This window comes from Streptomyces sp. NPDC005070 (genome assembly GCF_053600395.1).
Window position 1 is genome coordinate 1 of the sequence record NZ_JBSFZS010000131.1, and the last position, 20,036, is coordinate 20,036.

Here is a 20,036-nt window from a genome sequence, read left to right on the forward strand (position 1 = left end):
CTGCTCCCAACTCCCGCTCCAGCGCCTTGATCTGCTGGGACAGCGAGGGCTGCGCGACGTGCACCAGGTCGGCGGCCCGGGTGAAGTGCCGGGTCCTCGCAGAAAGGCCGCGGGCAGCCTCGTGGCAGTCGCCGAAGGATCGCGGCAGACCCCGCAGCGCGCGTCTGAAGGCCCGAGTCGACCCCCACGGCGCTCGGCGCGGAACGGACCCCGAGGGGGATCAGACCCCGAGGCGCTCCCCGGAGGGGATGCGCACTCCGCGGGCCCAGTCCGCGGCGCGCATCGGCTTCTTGCCCTGGGCCTGCACCCAGAGCAGCTCGACGGCGTACGAACCGGTGCCCACGTACACGTTGTTCTTGGCCACGGACAGCTCGCCCGGGGCGAGGTCCGTGCGGTCCGGCACCGTCGCGACCTGGATGAGCTTGAGGCGCTCGGCGCGGAAGACGGTCCAGGCGCCGGGGGCGGGCGTGCACCCGCGCACCATGCGGTCGACGCGCAGCGCCGGGGCGGCCCACTCGATGTGGGCGTCCTCGACGGTGATCTTCGACGCCGCGCTGATGCCGTCGGCGGGCTGCGGCACGGCCTTGAGCGTGCCGTCCTCGATCCCGTCCATCGTCGCGGCGAGCAGCCCGGACCCGGCGAAGGCGAGCCGTGTGAGCAGGTCCCCGCTGGTGTCGGTGGGCCGGATCTCCTCGGTGACGGTCCCGTACACCGGTCCGGAGTCGAGGCCCTCCTCGATCAGGAAGGTGGAGGCACCGGTGATCTCGTCGCCGGCCATGATCGCGTGCTGGACGGGGGCGGCGCCGCGCCAGGCCGGCAGCAGCGAGAAGTGCAGGTTGACCCAGCCCTGGGCGGGGATGTCGAGGGCGACCCGGGGCAGCAGCGCCCCGTACGCGACGACGGGACAGCAGTCCGGGCCGATCTCCCGCAGCCGGGCCAGGAATTCCTCGTCCCGGGGCTTCGCGGGCTTGAGCACCTCGATCCCGGCGTGCTCCGCCCGCTCGGCGACCGGACTCGCGACGAGCCGTCGCCCCCGTCCGGCCGGCGCGTCCGGCCGGGTCACGACGGCGGCCACCTCGTGCCGCCCGGAGGCGATCAGGGCGTCCAGGGCGGGAACGGCGACCTCGGGGGTGCCTGCGAAGACGAGCTTCATGGGTGGCGGTTGGCCTCTCGGGCGGGAGCACTTCCATCCCCGCGCGCGTGCCGGTTCAGGCGAAGCACGGGGCAGCGCACCAGTCTATGCCGCCCGGGGCCCGGGGGCTCGGGCGTTGTCCAAGGGGCCCCGTCCCCGGGCCCGCACGGAGTTCGGAGCGCGCGTCGGCGCCGGTGGCCGTGTCCGACCGGCCGCGCACGGGGCGCGTCCACGGCACGACGGGGGGCGTACTTCTCGGGTCGCGCCCTGTTCATATGCTCTTGCGCCCTTGCACCCGTGACCACTCACCCGTCCACGCGTTGGTCAAGAAAGAGTTGACCACAGCGGGCCGCTCACCAGCGGCCCGATCCCTTTCAACGCCGGTTCGAGAGGCTTGTTCATGGCCGACCATGCAACCCACGACGCCCAGGCTCGGGCCAGCCTGCACTTGCTGGTGCGGGACATCGAGCGGGTCCGTCGGCAGGTGGACGCACTGCGCACGCTCACCGCCCAGTTGGGCAACGTCTACCGCCCGCGCCGCGCCGGCCCCTCCACGGGCTTCGTCGTCTACGGCCGCGCGCCCGCCCCGACCGTCCGTCTCGCCCAGGAGCTGCGAGACAGCGTCGAGACGCTGGTCACCGCCGCCGTGGACTTCGACCGCTCCCTCGGCTTCTCCTGGGACGCGGTGGGCTCGGCACTCGGGGTCACCAAGCAGGCGGTGCACCGGCGTTACGGCGCCCGTCGCGCCGCCACCCAGGCCGCTGCCGAGGCGGAGCGCGCCACGGAGACGGTCGACACCCACGCGATCAACGTCAACACCACCATCCCCTCGGTGCCGACCGTCCCGGCCGCCCGCTCCATGCCGACCCAGCCGACGGCCGGCAGCCCGACACTCCGCGACGAAGCCAGGTCCACGGCCTTCCCGGGCCCGCGCAACGGCTGACCGATCCCGTAGACGACAACTGCCTCCCGGCGCCGGGCCCCGGGGGGGGCAGTCCCCATTGCACGCGCTACGCGGGTCACCGCCCCGCTTCCGCCCCACCGACCGCGCGGAGGGACGACCATGACACCTCGTCACACCCACGGTCCGCGGCGGCACCCGCGCGTCATGTGCTCCCGCCCCGGACCCCGCGCCGCGCTGCCCCACCGGTGTCTCACCCGATGTCGGGCGGATCGATCCGGATGCGTATGGGCTCACCGCTCCCGCGGGCCATGCGCGCCGCCTGCGCGTTCTTCAGCGCGGCCGCCAGAGCGGAGCCACTGCCCGGGGGCACCCGGATGAGCACCCGCTCCCCGGGCTCTCCGGGAGGCGGCCCACCGGGCCGGCGGGGCCGTCCCGCCTCACCGGCCGGCAGCGGTACGGGCCCCAGCACCTCGGCGTCACCCGGCAGTTCGGCCGCCGCGAGGAACCCGGCGAGCGCCTCCGGCGCCCCGGACACCGCCGCCATCCGGGACACGGGCGGAAAGCCCAGCTCGGCGCGCTCGGCGAGTTCACGCACCGCGTGCCCGACCGGATCCCACCGCACGAGCGCCTGAACGGGCCGCAGGGTCGGTTCCGCCACGACCACGACCGTGCCGCCCGCCCCCTGCGGACGGACCAGCGCGGCGGCCGCCGTCCACCGGCGCAACGCGTCCTCGCCGGCCCGCAGATCGGGCCGTCCGAGCATGGCCCAGCCGTCGAGCAGCAGGGCCGCCGCGTACCCGCCCTCGGCGACCGGTTCGGCCCCCGGCGTGCTGACCACCAGGGCGGGCGTCGCGGACACCGTGTCCAGCACCTGCTCCCGCCCGGACGTGCGCACGGGCACGGCCGGGAACGCCCGCCCCAGCTCCTCGGCGGTCCGCCGGGCGCCGACGACCTGCGCTCGCAGCCGGAACCCGCCGCACTCCTGGCAGTGCCAGGCCGTCTCGTCCCGCCCGCACCAGCCGCAGCGCAGTGCCTGGGCGTCCTGCGCCTCCAGCGGCCCCGCGCAGTGACGGCACCGCGCGGGCTCCCGGCACCGCGCGCAGGCCATCCGGGGCACATAGCCCCGCCGGGGCACCTGGACCAGCACAGGCCCCAGCTTCAGCCCCTCCCTGACGACCTGCCAGGCGAGCGTCGGCAGCCGGGCGGCCCGCGCGGCCTCGTCGCGGGCGAGATCGCCGTCCGAGACGGTCCGCACGAGCGGCGAGGCGGCCCGCACCTGTTCCCGGTCGGCGGCCAGCGGCAGCGCCCAGCCGCTCTCGACCAGTTGCGCCGCCTCCACCGTGCACGTCCAACTCCCCAGCAGGAAGCCACACTTGTCGCGCGAGGCACGCAGCTCCAGCACCTCCCGGACATGCGGGAAGGGAGCGTTGTCGTCGCTGTGTCCGTCGTCGCCGTCGTCCCAGACGACGACGAGGCCCAGGTTCCGTACGGGAGCGAACATGGCGGCCCGGGTGCCCACCACCGCGCGAACGGACCCGCGCCGTACGGCGAGCCAGTCGCGGTAGCGCCGCTCCGGTCCGGCGTCCGCCGTGAGCACGGCGTGCTGCCCCTCCCCCATCAGAGCCTTGAGGGCCGCGTCGACGCGGGAGGCCGGCCGGCCCGCCGGTACGACGACGAGTGCCCCGCGCCCGGAGGCCAGCGTCGCCTGCACCGCACGGGCGATCTCCTCGGCCCACTCGGGACCGGGCAGCGCCGTCCACACGGCGCGCGGCGCGCCGCCGGAGGCGAGCGAGGCGAGGAAGTCGGCCCCTCGTCCGTACCGCCGCCAGGTCCCGGGTTCGGGTGCGGCCGGCGGAGGCGGGGGCGCGGGCGACTCCCGCGCCTCGGCACGGGCGTGCCGGGGCGGCACGGCGAGCTGGAGCACATCGGCCAGCGATCCCGCGTACCGGTCGGCGACGGCACGGGCCAGACCCAGCAGTTCCGGTCCGAGGACGGGTTCGGGCGAGACGACCTGGGCGAGGGCCGCCAGCGGCCCGGAGTAGTCGGACTCGGCGACCCGCTCGACGAGATATCCGTCGATGAGACCGCCGCCCTCGCGCCGCCCCTCCCGCACGTTGCGTCCACCGGCGCCGAAGCGGACCCGCACCCGCACACCCGGCTGCGCGGCCTCGTCCAGGTCCTCGGGCACGGCGTAGTCGAAGTAGCGGTCAAGGTGCAGCACGCCCTTGTCGACGAGCACCCGCGCCACGGGCAGGTCCTTCGCCAGCGGGGCACCCCGCCAGGTCCGCGGCTTCGCCTTCGGCGCCTTGGCCTGCCGCACGGCCTCCCGGATCAGCGCGAGCTGCTCGGGCGGTGCGCCGTCCGCGCCGCCCGCGCTGTCGTCGGATCGCCCGTTCGCGCTGCTCACAGCAGTATTCCTACCAGACCGCACCGACAGCGCCGCCCGCCCGAGATCAGGCCGGCCACGGATCGCGAACGCCGTGAAGGCGCTTCTGCCATGGGCCGCTCGGCCATACCGGTCGGGGACCGGCAGCAGGATTCGAACCTGCGAGGTGGACATCACCCGGAAGTATCCGCGGCCATCGCACCGGGCCGGGCGGCACGGAGTCTCCCGAGATCAGGACGGCAGCGGTACATGTTCCAGATTCACCGCACGCCATGGGCGTACTCCACCGAAGTAACCGCGGCCTTCGCACCGGGAGATCATCAGCGTACGAACCCCGGCCCGGACCGGCCACCGCTTTTCCGCGGCCGTCCCGGCACGGCCACCACCCACCCCGGGCCACCGTGCTTCCGGGCAGCCGTGAGGCCCGGCACCCCGAGGGGTGCCGGGCCTCACGGCCGTGACGAATCCTTCGCGTACTACAGGCCGGCGGCCTTGCGCAGCGCGTCCACCCGGTCCGTCCGCTCCCACGTGAAGTCGGGCAGCTCACGGCCGAAGTGGCCGTAGGCGGCGGTCTGGGAGTAGATCGGGCGGAGCAGGTCGAGGTCGCGGATGATGGCCGCCGGACGGAGGTCGAAGACGTCCGTGATGGCGGTCTCGATCTTCTCGGCGTCCACCTTGGCGGTGCCGAAGGTCTCGACGAACAGACCGACGGGCTCGGCCTTGCCGATCGCGTACGCGACCTGGACCTCGCAGCGCGAGGCGAGGCCCGCGGCGACGACGTTCTTCGCGACCCAGCGCATCGCGTAGGCGGCGGAGCGGTCGACCTTGGACGGGTCCTTGCCGGAGAAGGCGCCGCCGCCGTGGCGGGCCATGCCGCCGTACGTGTCGATGATGATCTTGCGGCCGGTGAGGCCGGCGTCGCCCATCGGGCCGCCGATCTCGAAGCGGCCGGTCGGGTTCACCAGCAGGCGGTAGCCCTCGGTCTCCAGCTTGATGCCGTCGTCCAGGAGGGCCTTCAGCTCCGGCTCCACCACGAACTCGCGGATGTCGGGAGCGAGCAGGGAGTCCAGGTCGATGTCCGAGGCGTGCTGCGAGGACACGACGACGGTGTCCAGACGGACCGCCTTGTCGCCGTCGTACTCGATGGTGACCTGGGTCTTGCCGTCGGGGCGCAGGTACGGGATGGTCCCGTTCTTGCGGACCTCGGACAGCCGGCGCGAGAGCCGGTGCGCGAGGTGGATCGGGAGCGGCATCAGGTTCGGGGTCTCGTCCGTCGCGTACCCGAACATCAGGCCCTGGTCGCCGGCGCCCTGCCTGTCCAGCTCGTCCTCGTCGCCCTCGACTCGGGACTCGTACGCCGTGTCGACACCCTGCGCGATGTCCGGGGACTGGGAACCGATCGACACCGACACGCCGCAGGAGGCTCCGTCGAAGCCCTTCTTCGACGAGTCGTAGCCGATCTCCAGGATCTTGTCGCGGACGAGCTGGGCGATCGGCGCGTACGCCTTGGTCGTGACCTCTCCGGCCACGTGCACCAGGCCGGTGGTGATGAGCGTCTCCACGGCGACCCGGGACGTCGGGTCCTCGCGCAGGAGGGCATCGAGAATGGTGTCGCTGATCTGGTCAGCGATCTTGTCGGGGTGACCCTCGGTCACGGACTCCGAGGTGAACAGGCGACGGGACACAACGCTCCCTGTGGTTGCAGCGGCTGCTGGCTGATCATTGGTGGACGGCCGGGGGCTGCGCCCGGCGTCGTCCGAGAACAGTTTATCGGTCGCACTCGGCCGCGGGACCCCTGTCTCGCCTCTCGGAAGGCCTGTGACCTGCGGCACGGGCATTCTGCGCCATGGCCACGGGTCTCCGCCAGGGTCGCCACGCCCGATTTTGCGCGATTTGTGTGACAGGTGCGACGGGAGAGGTGTCACACGAGTCGGCGTGTCACCAGGTCCCACACCGTCTCGGCCAAGGCTTCCTTGGGTCCGTGGGGCACCGCGGTCTCACTCCCGTCGGCTCCGAGCACCACCGCCTCGTTCTCCTCGGAACCGAAGGTCTTGCGCTCCCCCACCTCGTTCACCACCAGCAGATCGCAGCCCTTGCGCTCCAGCTTCGTCCGTCCGTTGGACAGGACGTCGTCGGTCTCGGCGGCGAATCCCACCACGACCTGGCCGGGGCGCGCGCGGTCCGCGGAGATCTCCGCGAGGATGTCCGGATTACGGACCAGAACGATGGGTTCCGGCTCCGCGCCGTCCTTCTTCTTGATCTTCCCGGCCGCGTACGCGCTGGGGCGGAAGTCCGCGACCGCGGCCGCCATGACCACGGCGTCGGCGTCCGGGGTCGCCTTCAGCACGGCTTCGCGCATCTGCACGGCGGTGCCGACCTGGATCACGTCGACCCCGGCCGGGTCCGGCAGACCCGTGTTCGCGGCGATCAGGGTGACCCTGGCTCCGCGCGCGGCGGCGGTACGGGCGAGCGCGTAGCCCTGCTTGCCGGAGGAGCGGTTGCCGAGGAAGCGGACCGGGTCGAGGGGCTCACGGGTGCCGCCGGCGCTGACGACGACATGCCGTCCGGCGAGATCCGGCTCGGTGACACCGCGGGCGAGGACACGGCGGCAGACCTCGAAGATCTCCCCCGGGTCGGGCAGCCGTCCCTTGCCGGTGTCGACGCCGGTCAGGCGCCCCACGGCCGGCTCGATGACGACGGCGCCGCGGCGCCGCAGGGTCGCCACGTTCTCCTGCGTCGCCGGGTGCTCCCACATCTCGGTGTGCATGGCGGGCGCGAACACGACGGGGCAGCGGGCCGTGAGCAGGGTGTTGGTGAGGAGGTCGTCGGCCAGCCCGTGGGCGGCCTTGGCGAGCATGTCGGCCGTCGCGGGGGCGACCACCACGAGGTCGGCGTGCTGCCCGATACGGACGTGCGGGACCTCGTGGACGTCCGACCAGACCTCGGTGGACACGGGGTGGCCCGAGAGCGCCGACCAGGTGGCGGCGCCGACAAAATTCAGCGCGGAGGCGGTGGGCACGACACGGACGTCGTGACCCGACTCGGTCAGTCGTCGCAGCAGCTCACAGGCCTTGTAGGCGGCGATGCCACCGCTGACCCCCAGAACGACCTTGGGCTTGGACACCGTCTCTCCCCGGGCTCGGAAACGTACGACTCCATGACACACCACAGGCCCGGCAGTCGCGCCGCCGGGCCTGGGATGAGCATGTGAACGACTACTGAGCGGGGCCTTCGACAGCCTCGGAGGTCAGCAGACCCGCGTTGATCTCGCGCAGGGCGATCGACAGCGGCTTCTCGTGGACGTGGGTGTCGACGAGCGGACCGACGTACTCGAGGAGGCCCTCGCCGAGCTGCGAGTAGTACGCGTTGATCTGGCGGGCTCGCTTGGCCGCGTAGATCACGAGGCTGTACTTCGAGTCGGTGGCCTCGAGGAGCTCGTCGATCGGAGGGTTGATGATGCCCTCGGGAGCAGTGATGGAAGAGGACACGCTCTGCCTTCCGAAAGGTGGAAATTGACCTGAAAGATCAAACAACTTCCACCAAGGCTAGCAGCTCGCGCGCCACGTCCTCGACGGAGGTGTTGACCAGGGTGACATCGAACTCCGGCTCGGCGGCGAGTTCGACCTTGGCCACGTCCAGCCGGCGCTCGATCACCTCGGGCGGTTCGGTGCCCCGACCGGTGAGCCTGCGCACCAACTCCTCCCAGGAGGGCGGGGCCAGGAACACGAGGAGCGCGTCCCGCATGGACTCACGGACCTGCCGCGCTCCCTGGAGGTCGATCTCCAGGAGGACCGGCTTGCCCGACTCCAGGTGCTCCATGACCGCGGCACGCGGGGTGCCGTAGCGGTTGCCGGCGAATTCGGCCCACTCCAGGAGCTCGCCGTTGGCGATCAGCTTGTCCATCTCGTCGTCGGAGACGAAGAAGTAGTGGACTCCGTGCTTCTCGCCGGGGCGCGGCTTGCGGGTCGTCGCCGACACCGAGAGCCAGAGCTCGGGGTGTGCCTTGCGCATATGAGCGACGACCGTGCTCTTGCCGACCCCCGAGGGGCCGGAGAGCACGGTCAGCCGCGGACGTGCGTCCGGGGGTACGGGGGACGTCCCCCGGGGTGTTACAGCCATGCAGCGATTATTCCAGCAATCCTGGTGTGTCCAGGACTCAGGCGCCGGAACCGCCGAACTCGCGCTCCAAAGAGGCGATCTGGTTCGAGCCGAGACCGCGAACGCGGCGGCTCTCGGAGATCCCGAGTCGCTCCATGATCTGCTTGGCGCGGACCTTGCCCACGCCCGGCAGGGACTCCAGGAGAGCGGAGACCTTCATCTTGCCGACGACGTCGTTCTCCTGGCCCTGCTTGATGACCTCGTGAAGAGAGGCCCCGGAGTGCTTGAGTCGATTCTTGACCTCGGCCCGCTCCCGGCGAGCCGCGGCGGCCTTTTCGAGCGCGGCTGCGCGCTGTTCAGGGGTAAGGGGCGGAAGAGCCACGCCTACGTCACCTCGGATGTCGAACTGTCGGATACGGACCGGTGAGGAACCTAGTCGCCCCACACCGGGGAGCCCCGGGCAACACGCTCGCCCGTTCTCCCTGCTGCCTTGACGGCCCGGGAGGCGCTCCCACTCGACGGAGACTAGCGGGCAAGTGCGCCGGAGTCAGCGAGAACAGAGGAAAAGTCCTGGTCAGCCTCCCTGGAGCCCGACATTTACGACATACCTCCCCGGATTTGAGGGTGTATCCAGACTCGGGGGCTCCCGAAGGCACTCGCCGGAGGGCTCTCGAACGGCTGTCGGAACGCTCAGGCGGCCGCGACGGCCGCCCTGATCTCCTCCGCGAACCCCTCGGCCGACTCCCGCAGGGCCATGACGTCCGGACCGTGACGCAGAACACCCCGGCTCACGTTCGGGACGACGTTGCGCACGGCGGACCCGAAGACGCCCGCCAGATCGGCCGCGGTCGCTCCCTGGGCACCGATGCCGGGCGCGAGGAGCGGGCCGTTGATCTCCAGGTCGTAGGAGGAGAGATCGCCCAGGGTCGCGCCGACGACCGCCCCGAAGGAACCGAGCGGCCTCTCGTCCGCGTTCTCGGCGGCCAGATGCCCGAGGATCGTCGCTCCGACGTTCCGCCCGTCCGCGCGCACGGCGTGCTGCACCTCGCCGCCCTCCGGGTTGGAGGTGAGCGCGAGCACGAAGAGCCCGGCCCCGCTCTCGCGCGCCAGCTCCACCGCGGGCTTCAGCGAGCCGTAGCCGAGATAGGGCGACACCGTCAGCGCGTCCGAGAAGAGCGGCGCGTCCTTGCGCAGGAAGGTCTCGGCGTACGCGGCCATGGTCGAGCCGATGTCGCCGCGCTTGGCGTCCATCACGACCAGCGCGCCGGCCGCCCGTGCCTGTTCGACGGACTTCTCCAGGACGGCGATCCCGCGCGAGCCGAACCGCTCGAAGAACGCGCTCTGCGGCTTGAGGACGGCGACGCGCTCGGCGAGCGCCTCGACGACCGTACGGCTGAAGCGCTCCAGGCCCGCGATGTCGTCGCCGAGCCCCCAGTCGGCGAGCAGGGAGGCGTGCGGGTCGATGCCCACGCACAGGGGACCGCGCTCGTCCATGGCGCGGCGAAGGCGCGCGCCGAAGGGTTCCAGGCTCATACGGGCTTCCTCACGTCGGCGCCGACCGCGTCGGCGAGGGTGGCGTACGGGCTCGTCCGCAGGCGGGCGGCGAGTCCCTTGTGGATGGCGCGGCCCCAGAAGGGGCCCTCGTAGATGAAGGCGCTGTAGCCCTGGACCAGCGTGGCGCCGGCCAGGATGCGCTGCCAGGCGTCCTCGGCGTTCTCGACGCCGCCGACGCCCACCAGGGTGATCCGGTCGCCCACGCGCGCGTAGAGGCGCCTCAGGACCTCCAGGGAGCGTGCCTTGAGCGGCGCGCCGGAGAGACCGCCGGTCTCCTTCACCACGGAGGGGTCGGACGTCAGCCCGAGCCCCTCGCGGGCGATGGTGGTGTTCGTGGCGATGATCCCGTCCAGGCCGAGTTCGACGGCGAGGTCGGCGACCGCGTCGACGTCCTCGTCGGCGAGGTCGGGCGCGATCTTGACGAGCAGCGGGACGCGCCGGTCCGTGACGGAGCGGTCGGCGGCCTCGCGCACGGCGCTGAGCAGCGGACGCAGTGCCTCGGTGGCCTGGAGGTTGCGCAGGCCGGGGGTGTTCGGGGACGACACGTTCACGACGAGATAGTCGGCGTGCCGGGCGAGGCGCTCGGTGGACTTCACGTAGTCGCCGACGGCCTCCGCCTCGGGGACGGTCTTGGTCTTGCCGATGTTGACGCCCACGACGGTCCTGAACACGGGCGTACGGGCCGCCAGGCGCTCGGAGACGGCCGCGGAGCCCTCGTTGTTGAATCCCATGCGGTTGATCAGCGCGCGGTCCGGCACGAGGCGGAACAGCCGCTTCCTGGGGTTGCCGGGCTGGGCCTCCCCGGTGACGGTGCCGATCTCGATGTGGTCGAAGCCGAGCATCGACATGCCGTCGATGGCCACGGCGTTCTTGTCGAAGCCCGCCGCGAGGCCGAAGGGCCCGTGCATGCGCAGGCCGAGCGCCTCGGTGCGCAGCTCCTTGTGACGGGGCGCGAGCACGGCGGCGACGAAGGTGCGCAGGACGGGGACGCGGGCGACGAGCCGGATCCAGCGGAAGGCGAGGTGGTGGGCCTGCTCCGGGTCCATCCGCTTGAAGACGAGGTCGAAGAACAGCTTGTACATGATCATGTCCTCTGAAGCGCCCGGTGAGGGGCACCTCTGGAAGGGTCAGGGGGCTCATGAAGAGGGGGACACCGTTTCCGGTGTCCCCCTGGGGGCCGCTAGTCGCGCGCCGCGGTCAGATGCTCGGCGTGTTCCTGGAGCGAGCGGACGCCCACGTCGCCGTGGTTGAGCGCGTCGATGCCCTGAACGGCGGCGGCGAGCGCCTGCACCGTCGTCAGGCACGGGACCGAGCGGGCCACGGCCGCGGTGCGGATCTCGTAGCCGTCGAGGCGGCCGCCGGTGCCGTACGGGGTGTTGACGATGAGGTCGACCTCGCCGTCGTGGATGAGCTGGACGATGGTCTTCTCGCCGTTCGGGCCCTCGCCCTCGCTCTGCTTGCGCACGATCGTGGCGTTGATGCCGTTGCGCTTGAGGACCTCGGCCGTGCCGGAGGTGGCCATCAGCTCGAAGCCGTGGGCGACGAGTTCACGCGCCGGGAAGATCATCGAGCGCTTGTCGCGGTTGGCGACCGAGATGAACGCACGGCCCTTGGTGGGCAGTGGGCCGTACGCGCCCGCCTGCGACTTGGCGTACGCCGTGCCGAACACCGAGTCGATGCCCATGACCTCGCCGGTGGAGCGCATCTCCGGGCCGAGCACCGTGTCGACGCCGCGGCCGTGGATGTCGCGGAAGCGCGACCACGGCATGACGGCCTCCTTGACGGAGATCGGCGCGTCGAGCGGCAGGGTGCCGCCGTCGCCGTTCGCGGGGAGCAGTCCCTCGGCGCGCAGCTCGGCGACGGTCGCGCCCAGCGAGATGCGGGCGGCGGCCTTCGCGAGCGGCACCGCGGTCGCCTTCGAGGTGAAGGGGACGGTGCGCGAGGCGCGCGGGTTGGCTTCGAGGACGTACAGGATGTCGCCGGCCATCGCGAACTGGATGTTGATCAGGCCGCGGACGCCGACGCCCTTGGCGATGGCCTCCGTCGAGGCGCGCAGCCGCTTGATGTCGAACCCGCCGAGGGTGATCGGCGGCAGCGCGCACGCCGAGTCGCCGGAGTGGATGCCGGCCTCCTCGATGTGCTCCATGACGCCGCCGAGGTAGAGCTCCTCGCCGTCGTACAGCGCGTCGACGTCGATCTCGATCGCGTCGTCGAGGAAGCGGTCGACGAGGACCGGCCTGGAGGGGCTGATCTCGGTCGACTCGGCGATGTACGAGGACAGCCGGGTCTCGTCGTAGACGATCTCCATGCCGCGGCCGCCGAGGACGTACGAGGGGCGGACCAGGACGGGGTAGCCGATCTCGTCGGCGATGGCCTTGGCCTCGGCGAAGGTGGTGGCGGTGCCGTGCTTGGGGGCCGGCAGGCCCGCCTCCGCGAGGACCCGTCCGAAGGCGCCGCGGTCCTCGGCGGCGTGGATCGCCTCGGGCGAGGTGCCCACGATCGGCACGCCGTTGTCCTTGAGCGCCTGCGACAGGCCGAGCGGGGTCTGGCCGCCGAGCTGCACGATCACACCGGCGACCGGGCCGGCCAGCGACTCGGCGTGGACGATCTCCAGCACGTCCTCCAGCGTCAGCGGCTCGAAGTACAGGCGGTCGGAGGTGTCGTAGTCCGTGGAGACGGTCTCGGGGTTGCAGTTGACCATCACGGTCTCGTAGCCCGCGTCGCTGAGCGCGAAGGAGGCGTGGACGCAGGAGTAGTCGAACTCGATGCCCTGGCCGATGCGGTTCGGACCGGAGCCCAGGATGATCACCGCGGGCTTCTCGCGGGGCGCGACCTCGGTCTCCTCGTCGTAGGAGGAGTAGAAGTACGGCGTGTTCGCGGCGAACTCGGCGGCGCAGGTGTCGACCGTCTTGTAGACCGGGCGCACGCCCAGCGCGTGCCGCACCTCGCGGACGACGTCCTCGCGCAGCCCGCGGATCTCGGCGATCTGGGCGTCGGAGAAGCCGTGCCTCTTGGCCTCGGCGAGCAGCTCGGGGTAGAGCTTGTCGGCGGCGGCCAGCTCGTCCGCGATCTCCTTGATCAGGAAGAGCTGGTCGACGAACCACGGGTCGATCTTCGTGAACTCGAAGACCTCCTCGGGCGTGGCGCCCGCGCGGATGGCCTGCATGACGGAGTTGATGCGGCCGTCGGTGGGCCGGACGGCCTCGCGCAGCAGCTCGGCCTTGTCACCGGGTTCGCCCACGAAGGTGAACTGGCTGCCCTTCTTCTCCAGCGAGCGCAGCGCCTTCTGGAGCGCCTCGGTGAAGTTGCGGCCGATCGCCATGGCCTCGCCGACCGACTTCATGGTGGTCGTGAGGGTGGAGTCGGCGGAGGGGAACTTCTCGAAGGCGAAGCGCGGGGCCTTCACGACGACGTAGTCGAGGGTCGGCTCGAAGGAGGCCGGGGTCTTCTCGGTGATGTCGTTCGGGATCTCGTCGAGCGTGTAGCCGACGGCGAGCTTGGCGGCGATCTTGGCGATCGGGAAGCCGGTCGCCTTGGAGGCGAGCGCCGAGGACCGCGAGACGCGCGGGTTCATCTCGATGACGATGATGCGGCCGTCGTCGGGGTTGACCGCGAACTGGATGTTGCAGCCGCCGGTGTCGACGCCGACCTCGCGGATGATCGCGATGCCGATGTCGCGCAGCCGCTGGTACTCGCGGTCGGTGAGCGTCATGGCCGGGGCGACGGTGATGGAGTCGCCGGTGTGGACGCCCATCGGGTCGAAGTTCTCGATGGAGCAGACGACCACGACGTTGTCGTTCCTGTCGCGCATCAGCTCCAGCTCGTACTCCTTCCAGCCGAGGATGGACTCCTCCAGGAGCACCTCGGTGGTCGGGGACAGCGTGAGGCCCTGGCCGGCGATGCGGCGCAGCTCGTCCTCGTCGTGGGCGAAGCCGGAGCCGGCGCCGCCCATGGTGAAGGAGGGACGGACGACGACGGGGTAGCCGCCGAGCGTGTCGACGCCCGCGATCACGTCGTCCATGGAGTGGCAGATGACCGAGCGGGCGGACTCGCCGTGGCCGATCTTCTCGCGGACGGCCTCGACGACGCCCTTGAAGAGCTCGCGGTCCTCGCCCTTGTTGATCGCCTCGACGTTGGCGCCGATGAGTTCGACGCCGTACTTCTCCAGCACACCCTGCTCGTGCATGGAGATCGCGGTGTTGAGGGCCGTCTGGCCGCCGAGCGTCGGCAGCAGGACGTCGGGGCGTTCCTTGGCGATGATCTTCTCGACGAACTCGGGGGTGATCGGCTCGACGTAGGTGGCGTCGGCGATCTCCGGGTCGGTCATGATCGTCGCCGGGTTGGAGTTGACGAGGATGACCCGAAGGCCCTCGGCGCGCAGGACGCGGCACGCCTGGGTGCCGGAGTAGTCGAACTCGGCGGCCTGGCCGATGACGATCGGGCCGGAGCCGATGACCAGGACGGACTGGATATCGGTGCGCTTAGGCACGCTGGCCCTCCATCAAAGATACGAAGCGGTCGAACAGGTAGGCGGCGTCGTGCGGTCCTGCCGCCGCTTCGGGGTGGTACTGGACGCTGAAGGCCGGCTGGTCGAGCAGGTGGAGGCCCTCCACCACGTTGTCGTTGAGGCAGACGTGGGAGACCTCGGCGCGGCCGAAGGGGGTCTGGGAGACCTCGTCGAGCGGGGCGTCGACGGCGAAGCCGTGGTTGTGCGCGGTGACCTCGACCTTGCCGGTCGTACGGTCCTGCACGGGCTGGTTGATGCCGCGGTGGCCGTACTTCAGCTTGTAGGTGCCGAAGCCGAGGGCCCGGCCGAGGATCTGGTTGCCGAAGCAGATGCCGAACAGCGGCGTCTTACGGGCCAGGACTTCCTTCATGACGGCGACGGGACCGTCGGCGGTCGCCGGGTCGCCGGGGCCGTTGGAGAAGAACACACCGTCCGGGTTCACGGCGTAGACGTCCTCGGCGGTGGCCGTCGCGGGCAGCACGTGCACCTCGATGCCGCGTTCGGCCATCCGGTGCGGGGTCATGCCCTTGATGCCCAGGTCGACGGCGGCGACGGTGAACCTCTTCGTGCCGATCGCCGGGACGACGTAGGTCTCCTTGGTGGCGACCTCGGCGGCGAGGTCCGCGCCCTTCATCTCGGGCGCCTGGCGCACCTCGGCGAGCATGGTGCCCGCGTCGGGCAGCGCGTTGCCGGAGAAGATGCCGACGCGCATGGCGCCGCGCTCGCGCAGGTGGCGGGTCAGGGCGCGGGTGTCGATGCCGCTGATGCCGACGACACCCTGGTTGCGCAGTTCCTCGTCGAGCGAGCGGCGCGAGCGCCAGTTGGAGGACACGCGCGCGGGGTCGCGGACGACGTATCCGGCGACCCAGATCCGCTGCGACTCGGGGTCCTCGTCGTTGACGCCGGTGTTGCCGACGTGCGGGGCGGTCATCACGACGACCTGGCGGTGGTAGGACGGGTCGGTGAGGGTCTCCTGGTAGCCGGTCATGCCGGTGGAGAACACCGCTTCGCCGAAGGTCTCCCCCACGGCCCCGTAGGAACGGCCGTGGAAGACCCGGCCGTCCTCCAGGACGAGTACGGCGGGAAGCGCCTTCTGCCTCTGTGAGGCGTTCCCCTGTGTGGAGGTCGTCATCGTGCGCCTTCCGTTTCCGTCTTGTTGATCATGCCGTTCAGGGTGTCGGCCCATTCGTTGTGCTCGGCCGCGCGGTCCGAGCGGAATCCGGAGTCGAGGAGCCGGTCGCCGTGCGCCCAGGTCACGACGAGGAGTCCGCCCTCGGTGAGGACCTTGCCCGCGATGCCCTTGTCGAGCCGTGCCTCGCGAAGCTGCGCGGCCGGGATGAAGAAGTCGTCCGCTCCGGGGCGTACGACGTCCAGACCCGCGTCCGTCAGGGTGAGCTCGGCCCGGCTGCGGGTGCCCAGGCCGTGCGCCACGATGCGGTCGAGCCACTGCCCGGCGGTGGTGGAGCCGTGGTAGCGGCCGCTCATGCTCAGTCTCACCGGGCCCGGGTCTTCCGGCGCGGCGGGGAGCTGGGGCAGGTCGCCCTGGAGGGTGCCGCGCCACTTCCAGCCCTCGCGCATCAGCCAGTAGACGAGCGCGACGAAGAGGGCGAGGCCGACGAGCCAGCCGATCCGGGCGGACCAGTCGGTCACTTCCGCGGACTTCTGGGCGGCGGCGATGGAGAGGTGAGGTGTCACGCGAGCTTCCCGTCGACGAGGGTGGCCTTGCCCCGCAGCCAGGTGTGGGTGACCCGGCCCGGCAGCTCACGGCCCTCGTAGGGGGTGTTGCGGCTGCGCGAGGCGAAGCCAGCGGGGTCCACGCTCCCACGGTATGCCGTGTCGACGAGCGTGAGGTTGGCGGGCTCACCTGCCGAGACGGGCCGTCCGTGGCCGGTGGCCCGGCCGATCGCGGCGGGCTTCACGGACATGCGGTCGGCGACGCCGGCCCAGTCGAGCAGCCCGGTCTCCACCATCGTCTGCTGGACGACGGACAGCGCGGTCTCCAGACCGACCATGCCCATCGCCGCGGCCGCCCACTCGCAGTCCTTGTCCTCGTGCGGGTGCGGCGCGTGGTCGGTGGCGACGATGTCGATCGTGCCGTCGGCAAGCGCCTCGCGCAGCGCCATGACGTCGCGCTCGGTGCGCAGCGGCGGGTTGACCTTGTAGACCGGGTTGTACGAGCGCACCAGTTCGTCGGTGAGGAGCAGGTGGTGCGGGGTCACCTCGGCGGTGACGTCGATGCCGCGGGACTTGGCCCAGCGGACGATCTCGACGGAGCCGGCGGTCGACAGGTGGCAGATGTGGACGCGGGAGCCGACGTGCTCGGCGAGCAGGACGTCCCGGGCGATGATCGACTCCTCGGCCACCGCGGGCCAGCCGCCGAGTCCGAGCTCGGCGGAGACGACGCCCTCGTTCATCTGGGCGCCCTCGGTGAGGCGGGGCTCCTGGGCGTGCTGGGCGACGACGCCACCGAAGGCCTTCACGTACTCCAGCGCGCGGCGCATGATCACCGCGTCGTCGACGCACTTGCCGTCGTCGGAGAAGACCGTGACGCCGGCGGCGGACTCGTGCATGGCCCCGAGCTCGGCGAGCTTCTTGCCCTCCAGGCCGACGGTGACGGCGCCGATCGGCTGCACGTCGCAGTAGCCGTGCTCCCGGCCGAGCCGGTAGACCTGCTCGACCACACCGGCGGTGTCGGCGACCGGGAAGGTGTTGGCCATGGCGAACACGGCCGTGAAGCCGCCGCTCGCCGCCGCGCGGGTGCCGGTCAGCACGGTCTCGGAGTCCTCGCGGCCCGGCTCGCGCAGATGCGTGTGCAGGTCGACCAGGCCCGGCAGCAGCACCTTGCCGTCGGCCTCCACGACCTCCGCGCCCTCGGCGGAGAGCCCGGTGCCGACGGCCTCGACGACCTCGCCGGCGATCAGGACGTCCTGCGGCTCGCCGCCGAGCACCCGCGCACCACGGATAAGGATCTTGCTCATGGTCTTACTTCTCCTCGGTACGGGTGTGGGTGACGGCGGGCTCGTTGCCGCCCAGGAGCAGGTACAGGACGGCCATGCGGATGGAGACACCGTTGGCGACCTGCTCGACGACGGTGCAGCGCTCGGAGTCGGCGACCTCGGCGGTGATCTCCATGCCGCGGACCATCGGGCCGGGGTGCATCACGATGGCGTGCTGCGGCATTCTCGCCATCCGCTCGCCGTCGAGCCCGTAGCGACGCGAGTACTCGCGCTCGGTCGGGAAGAACGCCGCGTTCATCCGCTCGCGCTGCACGCGCAGCATCATCACGGCGTCGGACTTGGAGAGGGTGCTGTCGAGGTCGTACGAGATCTCGCAGGGCCAGTTCTCGACGCCGACCGGCACCAGGGTGGGCGGCGCGACGAGGGTGACCTCGGCCCCGAGGGTGTGCAGCAGGTCGACGTTGGAGCGGGCGACGCGGCTGTGCAGGACGTCGCCGACGATCGTGATGCGCTTGCCGGCCAGGTCCTGGCCGAGCCCGGCGTCCCGGCCGACGAGCCGGCGGCGCATGGTGAAGGCGTCGAGCAGGGCCTGCGTGGGGTGCTGGTGGGTGCCGTCGCCCGCGTTGATGACGGCGGCGTCGATCCAGCCGGAGGTGGCGAGCCGGTAGGGGGCTCCGGAGGCGCCGTGCCGGATGACGACGGCGTCGACGCCCATCGCTTCCAGGGTCTGGGCGGTGTCCTTGAGGGACTCGCCCTTGGAGACGCTCGATCCCTTGGCGGTGAAGTTGATGACGTCCGCGGAGAGGCGCTTCTCGGCGGCCTCGAAGGAGATCCGGGTGCGGGTCGAGTCCTCGAAGAAGAGGTTGACGACGGTGCGGCCGCGCAGGGTCGGCAGCTTCTTGATCGGCCGGTCGGCGACCCGGGCCATCTCCTCGGCGGTGTCGAGGATCAGGACGGCGTCGTCGCGGGTGAGGTCGGCGGCCGAGATGAGATGACGCTGCATCTGTCAGGCTCCGTAAGGAAGTTCAGGGAGGATTCGGGCATGCGGGCGCGCCGGGGCGCACGTCGCGGCGTGGGCCGGAGTGCTACTTGGGCTCGCCCGGGGAGGTCTGCTTGGCACCGAGCAGCACGGTGTCGCGACCGTCCTCCTCGGCGAGCTGGACCTTGACCGTCTCCCGCAACGACGTGGGGAGGTTCTTGCCGACGTAGTCGGCGCGGATGGGCAGTTCGCGGTGGCCCCGGTCGACGAGGACGGCGAGCTGCACGGCGCGCGGGCGTCCGATGTCGTTCAGCGCGTCGAGCGCGGCGCGGATGGTGCGGCCGGAGAAGAGCACGTCGTCGACGAGGACGACGAGACGGCCGTCGATGCCGTCACCGGGGATCTCGGTGCGGGCCAGCGCGCGCGGCGGGTGCATGCGCAGGTCGTCGCGGTACATGGTGATGTCGAGGGATCCGACCGGCATCTTGCGGTCGGTGATCTCTTCGAGCTTGTCGGCCAGCCTGCGGGCCAGGAAGACGCCGCGGGTCGGAATGCCGAGGAGCACCACGTCGTCGGCGCCCTTGGCGCGTTCGACGATCTCGTGGGCGATGCGGGTCAGCACCCGCGCGATGTCGGGCGCTTCCAGAACGGGCCGTGCGTCGGCTCCGTCGTGCTGCTTGTCGTGCTGAGTGTCCATGGGAAACGGACCTCCTTCTCCGCCTCACGGGACGGATCATTAAAGGACGTCGGATTTGCGCCATCAACGGTACCAGCCCGGCGACGCGGCCGATCACATCGGTTTGAGCCACCCCGCGGTGAAGCCCGCTCGGGAGCGGTCGAAAATCCTTCGGCTTGACGGGGGAGAGTAACGCTGCGTAACCTCACAGTGAGTCACCAGCCGCGCGGCGGAGCCGCACGTTGATACAGCGTCCGGGGAGCTATATGTCCAGCGAATACGCCAAACAGCTCGGGGCCAAGCTCCGCGCCATCCGCACCCAGCAGGGCCTTTCCCTCCATGGCGTGGAGGAGAAGTCGCAGGGCCGCTGGAAGGCGGTCGTGGTCGGTTCGTACGAGCGCGGCGACCGCGCCGTCACCGTACAGCGTCTTGCCGAGCTGGCGGACTTCTACGGGGTTCCGGTCCAGGAGCTGCTGCCGGGCACCACTCCGGGCGGGGCCGCCGAGCCGCCGCCGAAGCTGGTCCTCGACCTTGAGCGGCTCGCGCACGTGCCGGCCGAGAAGGCGGGCCCGCTGCAGCGCTACGCGGCGACGATCCAGTCGCAGCGCGGCGACTACAACGGCAAGGTGCTGTCGATCCGCCAGGACGACCTGCGCACCCTCGCGGTGATCTACGACCAGTCGCCCTCGGTCCTGACCGAGCAGCTCATCAGCTGGGGCGTCCTGGACGCGGACGCGCGCCGCGCGGTCGCCCACGACGAGGCGTAGCCGGTGGCGTGCAGCGTCTGCGAGCCGATGACGATCGTGTACAGGTGGAAGTTGTTGCCGTTCGGGTCCCAGCCGC

18 protein-coding genes are annotated in these 20,036 nt (G+C 71.3%); 2 read left to right on the forward strand and 16 right to left on the reverse strand.

Features of this window, described 5'->3' with window-relative positions; all coding sequences use genetic code 11:
- Together ACWEBX_RS31170 and fmt are read right to left on the reverse strand one after the other, a co-directional pair.
- A partial coding sequence (locus tag ACWEBX_RS31170) for a helix-turn-helix domain-containing protein (protein WP_451888150.1) occupies positions 1–148 on the reverse strand: 148 nt, incomplete at its 3' end.
- A gap of 72 nt (positions 149–220) precedes the next feature.
- A complete protein-coding gene (gene fmt / locus ACWEBX_RS31175) occupies positions 221–1,153 on the reverse strand; it encodes a methionyl-tRNA formyltransferase (RefSeq protein ID WP_451888135.1) in 933 nt (310 codons plus the stop codon).
- A gap of 379 nt (positions 1,154–1,532) precedes the next feature.
- Here fmt and ACWEBX_RS31180 point away from each other — a divergent pair, with 379 nt between their 5' ends.
- Positions 1,533–2,075 (forward strand): hypothetical protein, encoded by a 543-nt coding sequence (locus ACWEBX_RS31180; protein WP_451888136.1) that lies wholly within the window; start codon positions 1,533–1,535, stop codon positions 2,073–2,075.
- A gap of 211 nt (positions 2,076–2,286) precedes the next feature.
- On the opposite strand, the gene ACWEBX_RS31185 is transcribed toward ACWEBX_RS31180, so the two are convergent.
- From ACWEBX_RS31185 to pyrR, 14 genes are all read right to left on the reverse strand, one after another.
- Positions 2,287–4,443, reverse strand: coding sequence for a primosomal protein N' (locus tag ACWEBX_RS31185; RefSeq protein WP_451888137.1), 2,157 nt, complete (start codon positions 4,441–4,443; stop codon positions 2,287–2,289).
- A 455-nt stretch (positions 4,444–4,898) separates the two neighbouring features.
- The gene (metK, locus tag ACWEBX_RS31190; protein ID WP_451888138.1) at positions 4,899–6,107 is read right to left on the reverse strand and encodes a methionine adenosyltransferase; all 1,209 of its coding nucleotides are present in this window, start codon (positions 6,105–6,107) and stop codon (positions 4,899–4,901) included.
- Positions 6,108–6,343: 236 nt separating this feature from the next.
- Entirely contained in the window at positions 6,344–7,546 is a 1,203-nt protein-coding gene (gene coaBC / locus ACWEBX_RS31195; RefSeq protein WP_451888139.1) for a bifunctional phosphopantothenoylcysteine decarboxylase/phosphopantothenate--cysteine ligase CoaBC, read from the reverse strand.
- 91 nt (positions 7,547–7,637) lie between these two features.
- Positions 7,638–7,910: a DNA-directed RNA polymerase subunit omega gene (gene rpoZ, locus ACWEBX_RS31200; RefSeq protein ID WP_003982715.1), complete on the reverse strand. Its 273-nt coding sequence runs from the start codon at positions 7,908–7,910 to the stop codon at positions 7,638–7,640.
- Positions 7,911–7,947: 37 nt separating this feature from the next.
- Positions 7,948–8,541 carry a guanylate kinase gene (gene gmk, locus ACWEBX_RS31205; protein ID WP_451888140.1) on the reverse strand — a complete coding sequence of 198 codons (594 nt, stop codon included), beginning with the start codon at positions 8,539–8,541 and terminating at the stop codon, positions 7,948–7,950.
- 37 nt (positions 8,542–8,578) lie between these two features.
- A complete protein-coding gene (locus ACWEBX_RS31210; protein ID WP_081223334.1) occupies positions 8,579–8,902 on the reverse strand; it encodes an integration host factor in 324 nt (107 codons plus the stop codon).
- Positions 8,903–9,210: 308 nt separating this feature from the next.
- Positions 9,211–10,053 (reverse strand): orotidine-5'-phosphate decarboxylase, encoded by an 843-nt coding sequence (gene pyrF, locus ACWEBX_RS31215; protein WP_451888141.1) that lies wholly within the window; start codon positions 10,051–10,053, stop codon positions 9,211–9,213.
- The gene (locus ACWEBX_RS31220) at positions 10,050–11,156 is read right to left on the reverse strand and encodes a quinone-dependent dihydroorotate dehydrogenase (protein WP_451888142.1); all 1,107 of its coding nucleotides are present in this window, start codon (positions 11,154–11,156) and stop codon (positions 10,050–10,052) included. Before ACWEBX_RS31220 ends, pyrF begins: the two co-directional genes overlap by 4 nt.
- Positions 11,157–11,254: 98 nt before the next feature.
- Positions 11,255–14,563, reverse strand: a complete 3,309-nt coding sequence (carB, locus tag ACWEBX_RS31225; RefSeq protein WP_451888143.1) for a carbamoyl-phosphate synthase large subunit — start codon at positions 14,561–14,563, stop codon at positions 11,255–11,257.
- Positions 14,556–15,713: a glutamine-hydrolyzing carbamoyl-phosphate synthase small subunit gene (carA, locus tag ACWEBX_RS31230; RefSeq protein ID WP_451888144.1), complete on the reverse strand. Its 1,158-nt coding sequence runs from the start codon at positions 15,711–15,713 to the stop codon at positions 14,556–14,558. The genes carB and carA overlap by 8 nt, the downstream gene beginning before the upstream one ends.
- Positions 15,710–16,276, reverse strand: a complete 567-nt coding sequence (locus ACWEBX_RS31235; protein ID WP_451888145.1) for a PH-like domain-containing protein — start codon at positions 16,274–16,276, stop codon at positions 15,710–15,712. The genes carA and ACWEBX_RS31235 overlap by 4 nt, the downstream gene beginning before the upstream one ends.
- Positions 16,273–17,559 carry a dihydroorotase gene (locus tag ACWEBX_RS31240; RefSeq protein WP_451888146.1) on the reverse strand — a complete coding sequence of 429 codons (1,287 nt, stop codon included), beginning with the start codon at positions 17,557–17,559 and terminating at the stop codon, positions 16,273–16,275. Before ACWEBX_RS31240 ends, ACWEBX_RS31235 begins: the two co-directional genes overlap by 4 nt.
- Positions 17,560–17,563: 4 nt before the next feature.
- Entirely contained in the window at positions 17,564–18,541 is a 978-nt protein-coding gene (locus ACWEBX_RS31245) for an aspartate carbamoyltransferase catalytic subunit (RefSeq protein WP_451888147.1), read from the reverse strand.
- An 82-nt stretch (positions 18,542–18,623) separates the two neighbouring features.
- Positions 18,624–19,214 carry a bifunctional pyr operon transcriptional regulator/uracil phosphoribosyltransferase PyrR gene (gene pyrR, locus ACWEBX_RS31250; RefSeq protein WP_451888148.1) on the reverse strand — a complete coding sequence of 197 codons (591 nt, stop codon included), beginning with the start codon at positions 19,212–19,214 and terminating at the stop codon, positions 18,624–18,626.
- 245 nt (positions 19,215–19,459) lie between these two features.
- Between pyrR and bldD the strand changes: the two genes are divergently transcribed.
- Positions 19,460–19,960, forward strand: a complete 501-nt coding sequence (gene bldD / locus ACWEBX_RS31255) for a transcriptional regulator BldD (protein WP_451888149.1) — start codon at positions 19,460–19,462, stop codon at positions 19,958–19,960.
- The last annotated feature ends 76 nt before the right edge of the window (positions 19,961–20,036 follow it).